A 12,974-nucleotide genomic window follows, 5' to 3' on the forward strand; every position below is an offset into this window, starting at 1 on the left:
CGTGACAATTGTATAGGAAAGTTTTTCTATGTTACGATTTACTATAGTGTTTATGCCGTGAGAGGAGGTTAGGAATGAATCGTATCTTCCGTAATACCATCTTTTATTTACTGATATTCTTAGTAGTAATTGGGATCGTAAGCTATTTTAATGGTTCGACGCAAAAAACGACATCAGTTAGCTACGATAAATTCATTACTAAACTTGAAAAAGGTGAAGTGCGCAATGTGCAGCTTCAACCGAAAAATGGTGTATTTGAAGTAAAAGGACAATTCAATACTTCTAACCAAGGAGAACAATTTGTTACTTATGCACCAAATACTGAGGAATTACAAAAGAAAATTAATGATAAAGCGCAAGGGGCCGAGGTTAAGTATCAACCAGCAGAAGAAACAAGTGCTTGGGTAACATTCTTTACTTCTATCATTCCGTTTGTCATTATCTTCATTTTATTCTTCTTCTTATTAAATCAAGCTCAGGGCGGCGGTAGCCGTGTTATGAACTTCGGGAAAAGTAAGGCGAAGCTATACAATGATGAAAAGAAAAAAATTCGTTTCAGAGATGTTGCTGGAGCTGATGAAGAGAAACAAGAGCTTGTTGAGGTAGTTGAATTCTTGAAAGACCCTCGTAAGTTCGCTGAAGTTGGTGCCCGTATTCCGAAGGGTGTTCTATTAGTGGGACCTCCAGGTACAGGTAAAACTTTACTAGCACGTGCTGTTGCAGGTGAAGCAGGCGTTCCGTTCTTCTCTATTAGTGGTTCTGACTTCGTAGAGATGTTCGTCGGTGTCGGTGCATCCCGTGTACGTGATTTATTTGAAAATGCAAAGAAAAATGCTCCTTGTATCATTTTCATTGATGAAATTGATGCAGTAGGACGTCAACGTGGCGCGGGTCTTGGCGGTGGTCATGATGAGCGTGAACAAACGTTGAACCAATTGCTTGTTGAAATGGATGGATTCGGTGCAAACGAAGGTATTATTATCATCGCTGCGACAAACCGTCCTGATATTCTTGATCCAGCATTATTACGTCCAGGTCGTTTTGACCGTCAAATTACAGTAGATCGTCCAGATGTAAATGGTCGTGAAGCTGTACTTAAAGTACACGCTCGTAATAAACCGCTTGATGAGAATGTCAACTTAAGAGCAATTGCAACTCGTACACCAGGATTCTCTGGTGCCGATCTTGAAAACTTATTAAACGAAGCTGCTCTAGTAGCTGCGCGTCAAGATAAGAAGAAAATTGATATGAGCGACATCGATGAAGCAACGGATCGCGTTATTGCAGGTCCTGCTAAGAAAAGTCGTGTTATCTCTGAAAAAGAACGTAATATCGTTGCATTCCATGAAGCTGGCCATACTGTAATTGGTGTTGTCCTTGATGAAGCGGATATCGTTCATAAAGTAACAATTGTCCCTCGTGGTCAAGCTGGTGGATATGCAGTAATGCTTCCGAAAGAAGATCGTTACTTCATGACAAAACCAGAGTTACTTGATAAAATCACTGGTTTACTTGGTGGTCGAGTAGCTGAGGAGATTGTATTTGGTGAAGTAAGTACAGGTGCTCACAACGACTTCCAACGTGCGACTGGCATTGCAAGACGTATGGTTACGGAATTCGGTATGAGTGATAAACTTGGCCCGATGCAATTCGGTAGCTCACAAGGTGGTCAGGTATTCTTAGGAAGAGACTTCCACTCAGAGCAAAACTACAGTGATGCAATTGCACATGAAATCGATGTGGAAATGCAAACTATTATGAAAGACTGTTACGCTCGTGCGAAACAAATTCTTACTGAAAAACGTGATAAGCTAGATATTATTGCGAAAACGTTACTTGAAGTAGAAACATTAGATGCAGAGCAAATCAATCATTTATATGATTACGGCAGACTGCCAGAGCGTCCAACATCTTCAGATGATGTGAAGGTAAACATCAACATGAAGAAAGATGATGAAGACGTAGAAGATAAGTAAGAGATGAAGGAGTGACAATAGTCACTCCTTTTTTATTTGTGGAATGAATGTAAGTGGCAAAAGAATTTAAATAAAACTATTATTAAAAATTGAAATAGAGAGCAATCTTTTTGTACAATGATGAGTATAGAAAAACTGATTATATAAGTATGTGTGATATGATGTTTTTATAAGTTTTATACATACTGCACAAATATAGATTAAATAAGATAAGTGGTGAGAATATGATTTTTGTATTGGATGTAGGGAACACAAATGCGGTATTAGGTGTGTTTGAAGAGGGGAAACTTCGTCAGCATTGGCGCATGGAAACAGATCGTCATAAAACAGAAGATGAGTATGGGATGCTTGTAAAGCAGTTGCTTGAGCATGAGGGTCTTTCGTTTGAAGATGTGAAAGGTATTATTGTGTCTTCAGTCGTGCCGCCAATTATGTTCGCTTTAGAGCGTATGTGTGAAAAGTATTTTAAAATTAAACCGCTTGTAGTAGGGCCTGGGATAAAAACTGGCTTGAATATTAAATATGAAAATCCACGTGAAGTAGGCGCGGACCGAATTGTAAATGCAGTAGCAGGAATCCACTTATATGGAAGTCCGCTTATTATTGTTGATTTTGGTACGGCTACTACATATTGTTATATTAACGAAGAGAAGCATTATATGGGTGGCGTTATTACACCGGGAATTATGATTTCGGCAGAAGCGTTATATAGTAGAGCAGCAAAACTTCCTCGTATTGAAATTACAAAACCGAGTAGTGTTATCGGGAAGAATACAGTAAGTGCGATGCAATCAGGTATTCTTTATGGATACGTTGGGCAAGTGGAAGGTATTGTTAAGCGTATGAAAGAAGAAGCTAAACAAGAACCGAAAGTTATTGCAACGGGTGGATTAGCAAAATTAATTTCAGAGGAATCAAATGTAATTGATATTGTAGATCCATTTTTAACGTTAAAAGGTTTGTATATGTTATATGAACGTAATGCAAATTTACAACATGAGAAAGGTGAATAAATAAGTATGAAAGATTATTTAGTAAAAGCGTTAGCGTTTGATGGAGAAGTGCGTGCGTATAGTGTACGTACGACAAACACAGTAAGTGAGGCGCAAAAACGTCACGATACATGGAGAACAGCTTCAGCGGCACTTGGTCGTTCTTTAACTGCGGGTACAATGATGGGTGCTATGCTAAAAGGCGAGCAGAAGCTAACGATTAAGGTAGAGGGTAACGGTCCGATTGGTCCTATCTTAGTAGATGCCCATGCAAATGGAGATGTACGTGGTTATGTAACGAATCCACATGTTGATTTTGAAGGAACAGAACAAGGGAAATTACGTGTATATCAAGCGGTAGGTACAGAAGGATTTGTAACAGTAATTAAAGATATTGGTATGCGTGAGCCGTTTATCGGTCAATCTCCCATCGTTTCAGGAGAACTAGGGGAAGACTTCACATATTATTTCGCAGTTTCTGAGCAGACGCCTTCTTCTGTTGGTGTCGGTGTTCTTGTAAATGGAGATGACAGCGTATTGGCGGCGGGTGGATTTATCCTTCAAATTATGCCGGGCGCACAGGAAGAAACAATTTCATTCATTGAAGATCGTTTGCAAAAAATCCCTCCTGTATCAACATTGATCGAACAAGGTCTTTCTCCAGAAGAGCTACTATATGCAGTCCTTGGAGAAGATAAAGTAAAAGTATTAGAAACTATGGATGTTCAATTTAATTGCACGTGCTCACGCGAACGTATTGAGAGTGTGTTAATTAGTTTAGGTAAAACAGAGTTAGAGCAAATTCGTGAAGAAGAAGAAGAGACGGAAGTTCACTGTCACTTCTGTAATGAACGATATAAATTCGCTAAAGAAGATATTACAAGCCTGATTGAGAGTCTGTAATAAAGAAGTTTAGGCGGAGAATCGGCTGCCCAAATAGATTGACAAACAGAGAATTTTCTGACAAAATCTAAATATAGATAAAACCAATAAAAATACTCGGTGTTAGGAGTGACAGGAATGCGAGTGGCACAATCAGTTTCAGAATTAATCGGGAAAACGCCGATCGTTAAGTTGAACCGCATCGTAGAATCAGACAGCGCAGATGTATACTTAAAATTAGAATTTATGAATCCGGGGAGCAGTGTTAAAGATCGTATCGCGTTAGCTATGATTGAAGATGCTGAAAATAAAGGATTATTAAAAGAGGGCGATACAATCATTGAGCCGACAAGTGGTAACACAGGTATTGGCTTAGCGATGGTAGCGGCTGCTAAAGGATATAAGGCAATTTTAGTAATGCCAGAAACAATGAGTATTGAGCGTCGTAATTTATTACGCGCTTACGGTGCCGAATTAGTATTGACTCCAGGACCTGAAGGAATGGGTGGAGCAATTCGTAAGGCAACTGAATTAGCAAAAGAACATGGGTACTTTATACCACAACAGTTCCAAAATCAAGCGAATCCAGAAATCCACCGTTTAACAACAGGTCCAGAAATTGTTGAACAGATGGGTGATCAATTAGATGCGTTTATCGCGGGTATTGGTACGGGTGGAACAATTACAGGCGCTGGCGAAGTGCTGAAGGAAGCGTATAAAAATATTAAAATTTATGCGGTAGAACCTGCGGATTCGCCAGTATTATCTGGTGGGAAACCAGGACCACATAAAATCCAAGGAATTGGAGCGGGATTTGTTCCAGAGACATTGGATGTAGCGGTATATGATGAAATTATCCAAGTGAAAACAGAGCAAGCATTCGAATATGCAAGAAGAGTTGCTCGAGAAGAAGGTATTTTAGTAGGTATCTCTTCAGGAGCGGTCATCTATGCAGCGACAGAAGTTGCGAAGAAATTAGGTAAAGGGAAAAAGGTACTTGTTATTATTCCGAGTAACGGTGAGCGTTATTTAAGTACACCACTTTATCAATTTGAATCATAATTGAATGCGATTGAAAAAGCATCCTTGAAAGAGGATGCTTTTTCTTTTTGGATTGGAAAAAGGAAAAGAGTGAATGACTAGAAAACTTCATGTAAAATAAGAGGTAGTATAATTAATTTATTTTCACTAGCCCTTGAGTATAATCATTCTCTGTATACATAACTCATGTAGTTGGAGCTGGTTAGTCTAAGAGGGTGGGATAAAAGAAGACGGGGTGTTGATATGCAACGAAGAAAATCTTTAGCGCTTTCTATTCCATATCAGTTAGATTTCTTTAAGCAATATAAATTTCTTTCCAAAAATAAGCCACAACATATTTTGTTAGAAAGTGGACGTGGTGGTCGTTATAACATTATGGGGCTGGACCCAGTAGCGGTAATTCAAGGGAAGAATGAGACGTTACATATAAGGGAAAGTGGTAAGGAAACAATAAAGCGAGGGAATCCATTAGATTTAATGCAAGAATATATGGAGAAATGGAAAACGGACTATAATCCGGAGTACCCGCCTTTTCAAGGTGGTGCAATTGGTTACTTTAGTTATGATTGTATCCGTTATATCGAAAAACTTCCTTCTCTTGCAGAGGATGATCTGAATATACCGGATATATTCTTTTTATTATTTGATGACGTGTTTGTGTACGATCAAAAAGAACAAGTGTTATGGATTATTACGCATTATGTAGATGAACATGAAAAGGCAGAAGAACGATTAAATGCATGGAAGGATCTTTGGGTGAAAGAAGCACCTGAATTGACTATGCCGTTTGAATGCCCTGGAAAGAAAAATGAAGCAGTTGCTTTTACGGAAGAGGGCTTTATGAAGGCCGTTGAACGTATTCAAGAATATATTGGAAATGGAGATGTGTTTCAAGTAAACTTGTCGACAAGACAAGAAAGGACGTTGCAAACACATCCGCTAGAAATTTATACAAGTCTTCGTGAAATTAATCCATCTCCATATATGGGCTACTTGGAGCTTGGGGATTTTCAAATTGTTAGTGCTTCGCCTGAATTGCTAATTAAAAAACAAGGGCCAGAAGTAAGTACAAGACCAATTGCTGGTACAAGATCCCGCGGTGCAAATGAACAAGAGGATGAAGAATTAGCAAGGGAATTAATTGAGAACGAAAAGGAAAGAGCAGAGCATGTAATGCTTGTGGATTTAGAACGAAACGATTTAGGCCGGATTTGTAAATATGGAACGGTTGAAGTAGATGAATTTATGGTAATTGAAAAGTACTCGCACGTTATGCATATTGTTTCTAATGTGCGCGGTGAAGTGGAAGAAGGTAAGGATGCGTTCGATTTAGTAAAGGCCGTATTTCCTGGCGGGACAATTACTGGTGCCCCGAAAATACGTACGATGGAGATTATTGAAGAATTAGAGCCTGTTCGCCGAGGGATTTATACAGGTTCAATTGGTTGGATTGGTTATTCCGGAGATACGGAATTGAATATTGTAATTAGAACGCTGCTTGCTAAAGATGGGCAAGCACATGTACAAGCTGGAGCGGGAATTGTAATTGATTCGAATCCAAAAAATGAATATAAAGAGTCGTTAAAAAAGGCAATCGCTTTATGGCGTGCGAAAGAAAGTAGCGAAGAAACGGTTAGGTGAGAGAAATGATATTGATGATTGATAATTATGATTCTTTTACATTTAATTTAGTGCAGTTTCTTGGAGAACTTGGACAAGAGCTTGTTGTTAAGCGTAATGATGAGGTGACTATTTCGGATATTGAGAATATGAAGCCAGACTTTTTAATGATTTCGCCAGGTCCATGTAGTCCTAATGAAGCGGGTATTAGTATGGAGGTTATTCAATACTTCGCTGGAAAGATTCCGATTTTTGGAGTTTGTCTTGGGCACCAATCAATTGCGCAAGTGTTTGGTGGAGAGGTTGTTCGTGCAGAACGATTAATGCATGGGAAAACGTCGCCTATGCATCATGACGGAAAGACGATTTTCTCGGATATTCCTAATCCGTTTACTGCAACGCGTTATCATTCTCTTATCGTTAAGAAAGAGACGTTACCAGAATGCTTAGAGATCACATCTTGGACGGAAGAGGGAGAGATTATGGCGCTTCGTCATAAAACGGTGCCGATTGAAGGCGTACAATTCCATCCAGAATCTATTATGACTTCTCATGGGAAAGAGTTGTTGCATAATTTTATTCGTAAATATAGCCCAAGTGTGACGTTATGTTAATTTACGTAAATGGCGCGTATGTAGAAGCGAGTGAAGCGAAAATTTCTCCTTATGATCATGGTTATTTATATGGGCTTGGAGTTTTTGAAACGTTTCGTATTTATAATGGTCATCCTTTCTTGTTGGATGATCATTATGAACGTTTAATGGATGCGCTGGATACATTGCAAATCAAATGGACGATGACGAAAGATGACATAATACGTATTTTGGAGAATCTACTCGCTAAGAATGGATTGAAGCATGCGTATATACGCTTTAATGTATCGGCGGGTATAGATGAAATAGGATTGCAAACGAATGTGTATGAAGAACCATCTGTTATTGTTTTTATAAAACCTTTAGCAATTCCGGGGGATGTAGTGGAGAAAGAAGGGGTTATTTTAAAACAAGTACGAAATACACCAGAGGGTGCGTTTCGCTTGAAGTCCCATCATTATTTAAATAATATTTTAGGGAAACGCGAAATCGGAAATGGTGTGAATAAGGAAGGGATTTTCCTTACTGAAACAGGTTATGTTGCAGAGGGGATTGTTTCGAATCTCTTTTTTGTTAAAGGAGGTACTTTGTATACTCCTTCATTAGAAACAGGGATTTTAAACGGTATCACTCGTGCATTTATTATAAAGGTTGCTGAAGAGCAGGGTATAGAAGTAAAGGAAAGTTTCTTTACGAAAGATGAATTGCTTTCAGCGGATGAAGTGTTCGTAACGAACTCTATTCAAGAAATTGTGCCTCTTTATCGTATAGAGGGGGAAGATTTCCCGGGCAAAGTGGGAATAGTTACAAAAAGATTTATGGATCTTTATGAAGTGCAGAGAGAGAAATTGTGGAGCAGAAATGAATTGCGAAGAGGAGATGTGTAATTTGAAGTGGGATTATGATTTACGCTGCGGCGAATATACATTGAACTTAAATGAAAAGACATTAATTATGGGGATTTTAAATGTAACACCAGATTCGTTTTCTGATGGCGGGAGTTACAACGAGGTAGATGCTGCAGTGTGTCACGCGAAAGAAATGAAAAATGAAGGCGCTCATATTATTGACATCGGTGGTGAATCTACCCGCCCGGGTTTTGCTAAAGTTTCGATAGAAGAAGAAATAAAGCGAGTCGTTCCGATGATTCAGGCGGTTTCGAAAGAAGTGAAATTACCTATTTCAATTGATACGTATAAAGCTGAAGTTGCAAAACAAGCGATTGAAGCTGGTGCTCATATTATTAATGATATTTGGGGAGCGAAGGCGGAACCGAAGATTGCTGAAGTTGCAGCCTATTATGATGTGCCCATTATCTTAATGCATAACCGAGATAATATGAACTACCGTAACTTAATGGCTGATATGATTGCTGATTTGTATGAAAGCATTAAAATTGCTAAAGATGCTGGTGTGCGAGATGAGAATATTATTTTAGACCCAGGTATCGGTTTTGCGAAAACGCCTGAACAAAATTTAGAAGCGATGCGTAATTTAGAACAGTTAAATGTACTGGGTTATCCAGTCCTCTTAGGTACTTCAAGAAAGTCCTTTATTGGCCATGTATTAGATTTGCCAGTGGAGGAGCGTCTTGAAGGGACGGGCGCTACAGTTTGTCTTGGTATTGAAAAGGGCTGTGAGTTTATCCGTGTTCATGATGTGAAAGAAATGGCGCGTATGGCTAAGATGATGGATGCGATGATTGGTAAGGGGGCAAAGTAATTGGATAAAATTTATATCCATGATATGGAATTTTACGGTTATCATGGTGTATTCCCAGAAGAGAATAAATTAGGTCAGAGATTTAAAGTAGATTTAACGGTGGAGTTGGATTTAAAACGCGCAGGAGAAAGTGATGACTTAGAGCATTCTGTCAATTACGGGGAGCTTTTCGAACTATGTAGAAAAGTTGTTGAAGATAGAACGTATAAGCTTGTGGAGAGTATCGCTGAAAATATCGCTACAGATATATTGAAACAATATGAGAGTATTTCACGGTGTACAATTAAGGTAATTAAACCAGATCCGCCAATACCGGGGCATTATCGTGCTGTAGCTGTGGAAATTACGAGAGAGCGTCCATGAATAATATAGCGTACATTGCATTAGGTTCAAATATTGGAGAGCGTTATACGTATTTAACTGAAGCGATTCAGTTTTTAAATAAAAACCCTTATATCCAAGTTGATGATGTTTCGTCTGTATATGAAACGGAACCAGTTGGCTATACTGACCAAAGTTGCTTTTTAAATTTAGTTATAAAAATTTCTACCAATTTATCGTCGCAAGAATTATTGAAAATAACGCAAAAAGTAGAGAATGATTTAGGAAGAAAAAGGGAAATCAGGTGGGGCCCGAGGACTATCGACCTTGACATTTTACTATATAATCAAGAAAATATTGAAGCAGAGAATCTTATTGTTCCGCATCCGCGGATGTTCGAAAGAGCTTTTGTTATCGTTCCGTTGTTAGAAATTAATCAAGATATAAAACAAGACATTTCATGTTCGCAAGTAGAAGAAATGAAAAGGCGAGAGGGAGTAACGGTATGGAAGCAGAAAAATGGGGAAGACGCATTCGTGCTTTTCGAAAGCTAAAAGGCTATACACAAGAAGGTTTTGCTAAAGAATTAGGGGTATCTGTATCTGTTTTAGGTGAAGTTGAGAGAGGGAATCGATCGCCTTCCCAAGATTTTGTAGTAGAAGTTGCTAAAGCATTAAAGGTCTCGATAGATGAACTAATGCCGAAGTGACTATGAAGGAAGGAGTAAATCGAGTGTTAAAGATTGCAAATATTGAGATGAAAAATCCGGTTGTATTAGCACCGATGGCGGGAGTGTGTAACTCTGCATTCCGTTTGACAGTAAAAGAATTTGGTGCAGGTTTAGTTTGTGCTGAAATGGTAAGTGATAAGGCAATATTACTTAATAACAAAAGAACATTAGATATGCTATATATCGATGAGAGAGAAAAGCCATTAAGTTTACAAATTTTTGGTGGAGAGAAAGAGACTCTTGTAGATGCTGCGAAATACGTAGATAAATATACGACAGCAGACATTATTGATATTAATATGGGTTGCCCAGTACCGAAAATCACTAAGTGTGATGCAGGAGCAAAGTGGCTTTTAGACCCAAATAAAATATATGAGATGGTAGCGGCGGTTGTAGATGCTGTTGAAAAACCAGTTACAGTTAAAATGCGTATTGGTTGGGATGAAGATCATATTTTTGCAATAGAAAATGCTAGAGCTGTTGAGCGTGCTGGTGGACAAGCGGTAGCGGTTCATGGGCGTACACGAGTGCAAATGTATGAAGGTAAAGCGGATTGGAATATTATTAAACAAGTAAAGCAGGCTGTAAATATTCCGGTTATCGGAAATGGTGATGTCGAAACACCACAAGATGCAAAGCGTATGCTTGATGAAATTGGTGTAGATGGAGTTATGATTGGTCGCGCTGCTCTTGGGGATCCGTGGATGATTTATCGTACGGTAAAGTATTTGGAGACAGGTGAGTTAATGCCAGAACCAACAGTGCGTGAGAAAATTGATGTATGCATGTTGCATCTAGATCGTCTTATCGATTTAAAGAACGAAAATGTTGCCGTAAGAGAGATGAGAAAGCATGCAGCTTGGTATTTAAAAGGTGTTCGTGGTAATGCGAGTGTGCGTAATGGTATCAATACTTGCAACACACGTGAAGACCTTGCGAATGTATTAGGTGCATTTGTAGAAGAAGTAGAAGCGAAACAACAAACGATTTACGTTGGTTAATAAGGGGGCGTAGAAGATTGACATTCTTCTATACACTTCCTATAATTACGTGAAAGAAAGAAGAACTGCCAGTTAGTTGCTGGCAGTTTTTCTAGTTGAGTAGAAAATGCTATACTGTATATATTGTAAAAATTAATAGAGCTGGAGTGATATTAATATCATGGATAACATGAACCACGAAGAATTAAACGACCAATTGCTTGTTCGTCGTGAAAAGCTACATAATTTACGTGAGCAAGGAATCGATCCGTTCGGTAAACGATTTGAACGCACAAATTCAACAACTGACTTAGTAAGTCTATATGGAGAATTCTCTAAAGAAGAATTAGAAGAGAAAGAAATCACGGTTTCTATCGCTGGTCGTATTATGACAAAACGCGGTAAAGGAAAAGCAGGATTTGCGCACATTCAAGATTTACAGGGGCAAGTTCAAATTTATGTTCGTAAAGATACTGTTGGAGATGAAGAGTATGAGTTATTTACGACAGCAGATTTAGGTGACTTAGTAGGTATTGAAGGTAAAGTGTTCAAAACAAACGTTGGAGAACTTTCAGTAAAAGCAACAGGATTTACACTTTTAACGAAATCTCTTCGTCCATTACCGGATAAATACCACGGATTAAAAGATGTTGAACAACGCTATCGTCAACGTTACTTGGACTTAATTACAAGTATGGAAAGCCGTGAAACGTTCGTTACCCGTAGTAAAATCATTCGTGAAATGAGAAGATATTTAGATGACAACGGTTATCTTGAGGTAGAAACGCCTATGATGCACGCGATTGCAGGTGGAGCGTCTGCTCGTCCTTTCACTACACACCATAATGCGTTAGATATGGAATTATATATGCGTATCGCAATTGAACTTCATTTAAAACGTCTTATTGTGGGTGGATTAGAAAAGGTTTATGAGATCGGCCGTGTATTCCGTAATGAGGGTGTATCAACTCGTCATAACCCTGAGTTTACGATGATTGAATTATATGAAGCGTACGCTGATTATAATGATATTATGAAACTAACAGAAAATATGGTTGCTCATATCGCGAAAAAAGTATTGGGTACAACAACAATCCAATATGGTGATTATGAAATTAATCTAGAGCCAGAATGGACACGTCTTCATATGGTAGATGCAATTAAGCAACACTCTGGGGCAGATTTCTGGAATCCAATGAGTGTAGAAGAAGCGCGTGAACTTGCGAAAGAACATAATGTAGAAATTAAAGATACAATGGAAGTTGGTCATATTATTAATGAGTTCTTCGAACAAAAAGTAGAAGATAAATTAATTCAACCAACATTTATTTACGGTCATCCGGTAGAAATTTCGCCACTTGCGAAAAAGAATGACGAAGATCCACGATTCACAGATCGTTTCGAGTTATTTATCGTTGCACGTGAACATGCAAATGCATTCACTGAGTTAAATGATCCAATCGATCAAAAAGAACGTTTTGAAGCTCAATTAAAAGAGCGCGAGCAAGGTAATGACGAAGCTCACATGATGGATGATGATTATATCGAAGCTCTTGAGTACGGCATGCCTCCTACGGGCGGATTAGGAATCGGTATTGATCGTTTAGTTATGTTATTAACAAATGCACCATCTATTCGTGATGTACTACTATTCCCTGCTATGCGTCATAAACAAGACTAAGCTTTGGAGATTTCTCCAAAGCTTTTTTTATTTTACTATGAGTGACATGAAGGCAGTGGATCTTGATAGGGTAGATAATGCGTGTAGAAATTATATTTATATAGAAGAAACATGCTATTTTTATACTTTTTTACTAAGTTAAAAATTTTATTAGAAAAACTATTGCATTTTAATAATCAAACTGGTATATTTATATTCGTTGCCACGAGAGGTAACAAAAGAAACAAACGAAAACAACTTATTGAAAAAAAGTTGTTGACGAAAATATAACGAAATGTTATATTAATAAAGTCGCTTCTGAGCGATGAAGTAGTTCTTTGAAAACTGAACGAAACAAACAACGTGAACGTCAATTTTTATTTTCAGATGCTAGACAAACTAACTTTATTGGAGAGTTTGATCCTGGCTCAGGATGAACGCTGGCGGCGTGCCTAAT

Annotated in this window: 13 protein-coding genes; all 13 read left to right on the forward strand. The window is 38.3% G+C overall.

Going from position 1 to position 12,974, the window contains the following annotated elements; translation table 11 throughout:
• Positions 1 to 74: 74 nt before the first annotated feature.
• Positions 75 to 1,976 carry an ATP-dependent zinc metalloprotease FtsH gene (gene ftsH, locus BAU27_RS21000; protein ID WP_071745164.1) on the forward strand — a complete coding sequence of 634 codons (1,902 nt, stop codon included), beginning with the start codon at positions 75 to 77 and terminating at the stop codon, positions 1,974 to 1,976.
• 224 nt (positions 1,977 to 2,200) lie between these two features.
• Positions 2,201 to 2,989, forward strand: coding sequence for a type III pantothenate kinase (locus tag BAU27_RS21005; protein WP_002144522.1), 789 nt, complete (start codon positions 2,201 to 2,203; stop codon positions 2,987 to 2,989).
• 6 nt (positions 2,990 to 2,995) lie between these two features.
• On the forward strand, positions 2,996 to 3,871 hold the full coding sequence (gene hslO, locus BAU27_RS21010; RefSeq protein WP_071745165.1) for a redox-regulated molecular chaperone HslO: 876 nt from the start codon (positions 2,996 to 2,998) through the stop codon (positions 3,869 to 3,871).
• Between the two features lie 117 nt (positions 3,872 to 3,988).
• Positions 3,989 to 4,912: a cysteine synthase A gene (gene cysK / locus BAU27_RS21015; protein WP_071771806.1), complete on the forward strand. Its 924-nt coding sequence runs from the start codon at positions 3,989 to 3,991 to the stop codon at positions 4,910 to 4,912.
• 222 nt (positions 4,913 to 5,134) lie between these two features.
• A complete protein-coding gene (gene pabB / locus BAU27_RS21020; RefSeq protein WP_071771807.1) occupies positions 5,135 to 6,532 on the forward strand; it encodes an aminodeoxychorismate synthase, component I in 1,398 nt (465 codons plus the stop codon).
• Between the two features lie 5 nt (positions 6,533 to 6,537).
• Positions 6,538 to 7,125 (forward strand): aminodeoxychorismate/anthranilate synthase component II, encoded by a 588-nt coding sequence (gene pabA, locus BAU27_RS21025; protein ID WP_071771808.1) that lies wholly within the window; start codon positions 6,538 to 6,540, stop codon positions 7,123 to 7,125.
• Positions 7,119 to 7,991: an aminodeoxychorismate lyase gene (pabC, locus tag BAU27_RS21030; protein WP_071771809.1), complete on the forward strand. Its 873-nt coding sequence runs from the start codon at positions 7,119 to 7,121 to the stop codon at positions 7,989 to 7,991. Before pabA ends, pabC begins: the two co-directional genes overlap by 7 nt.
• Positions 7,966 to 8,826 carry a dihydropteroate synthase gene (folP, locus tag BAU27_RS21035; RefSeq protein WP_071745169.1) on the forward strand — a complete coding sequence of 287 codons (861 nt, stop codon included), beginning with the start codon at positions 7,966 to 7,968 and terminating at the stop codon, positions 8,824 to 8,826. The genes pabC and folP overlap by 26 nt, the downstream gene beginning before the upstream one ends.
• Positions 8,827 to 9,189 carry a dihydroneopterin aldolase gene (folB, locus tag BAU27_RS21040; protein ID WP_000358063.1) on the forward strand — a complete coding sequence of 121 codons (363 nt, stop codon included), beginning with the start codon at positions 8,827 to 8,829 and terminating at the stop codon, positions 9,187 to 9,189.
• Positions 9,186 to 9,701, forward strand: a complete 516-nt coding sequence (gene folK, locus BAU27_RS21045) for a 2-amino-4-hydroxy-6-hydroxymethyldihydropteridine diphosphokinase (RefSeq protein ID WP_071745170.1) — start codon at positions 9,186 to 9,188, stop codon at positions 9,699 to 9,701. The genes folB and folK overlap by 4 nt, the downstream gene beginning before the upstream one ends.
• On the forward strand, positions 9,653 to 9,856 hold the full coding sequence (locus BAU27_RS21050) for a helix-turn-helix domain-containing protein (protein ID WP_000387027.1): 204 nt from the start codon (positions 9,653 to 9,655) through the stop codon (positions 9,854 to 9,856). Before folK ends, BAU27_RS21050 begins: the two co-directional genes overlap by 49 nt.
• A gap of 23 nt (positions 9,857 to 9,879) precedes the next feature.
• A complete protein-coding gene (dusB, locus tag BAU27_RS21055; protein WP_000912239.1) occupies positions 9,880 to 10,878 on the forward strand; it encodes a tRNA dihydrouridine synthase DusB in 999 nt (332 codons plus the stop codon).
• Between the two features lie 160 nt (positions 10,879 to 11,038).
• A complete protein-coding gene (gene lysS / locus BAU27_RS21060; RefSeq protein ID WP_071771810.1) occupies positions 11,039 to 12,538 on the forward strand; it encodes a lysine--tRNA ligase in 1,500 nt (499 codons plus the stop codon).
• The last annotated feature ends 436 nt before the right edge of the window (positions 12,539 to 12,974 follow it).

The sequence above is a fragment of the Bacillus sp. NH11B genome (assembly GCF_001884205.1).
Taxonomy (GTDB): Bacteria; Bacillota; Bacilli; order Bacillales; family Bacillaceae_G; genus Bacillus_A; species Bacillus_A proteolyticus.

Coding starts and splice junctions, on each gene's coding strand:
- folP (WP_071745169.1), top strand. CDS start 7,966: ATGAATTGCGAAGAGGAGATGTGTAATTTGAAGTGGGATTATGATTTA.
- pabC (WP_071771809.1), top strand. CDS start 7,119: ATGTTAATTTACGTAAATGGCGCGTATGTAGAAGCGAGTGAAGCGAAA.
- hslO (WP_071745165.1), top strand. CDS start 2,996: ATGAAAGATTATTTAGTAAAAGCGTTAGCGTTTGATGGAGAAGTGCGT.
- cysK (WP_071771806.1), top strand. CDS start 3,989: ATGCGAGTGGCACAATCAGTTTCAGAATTAATCGGGAAAACGCCGATC.
- BAU27_RS21005 (WP_002144522.1), top strand. CDS start 2,201: ATGATTTTTGTATTGGATGTAGGGAACACAAATGCGGTATTAGGTGTG.
- BAU27_RS21050 (WP_000387027.1), top strand. CDS start 9,653: ATGGAAGCAGAAAAATGGGGAAGACGCATTCGTGCTTTTCGAAAGCTA.
- folK (WP_071745170.1), top strand. CDS start 9,186: ATGAATAATATAGCGTACATTGCATTAGGTTCAAATATTGGAGAGCGT.
- ftsH (WP_071745164.1), top strand. CDS start 75: ATGAATCGTATCTTCCGTAATACCATCTTTTATTTACTGATATTCTTA.
- pabB (WP_071771807.1), top strand. CDS start 5,135: ATGCAACGAAGAAAATCTTTAGCGCTTTCTATTCCATATCAGTTAGAT.
- lysS (WP_071771810.1), top strand. CDS start 11,039: ATGGATAACATGAACCACGAAGAATTAAACGACCAATTGCTTGTTCGT.
- pabA (WP_071771808.1), top strand. CDS start 6,538: ATGATATTGATGATTGATAATTATGATTCTTTTACATTTAATTTAGTG.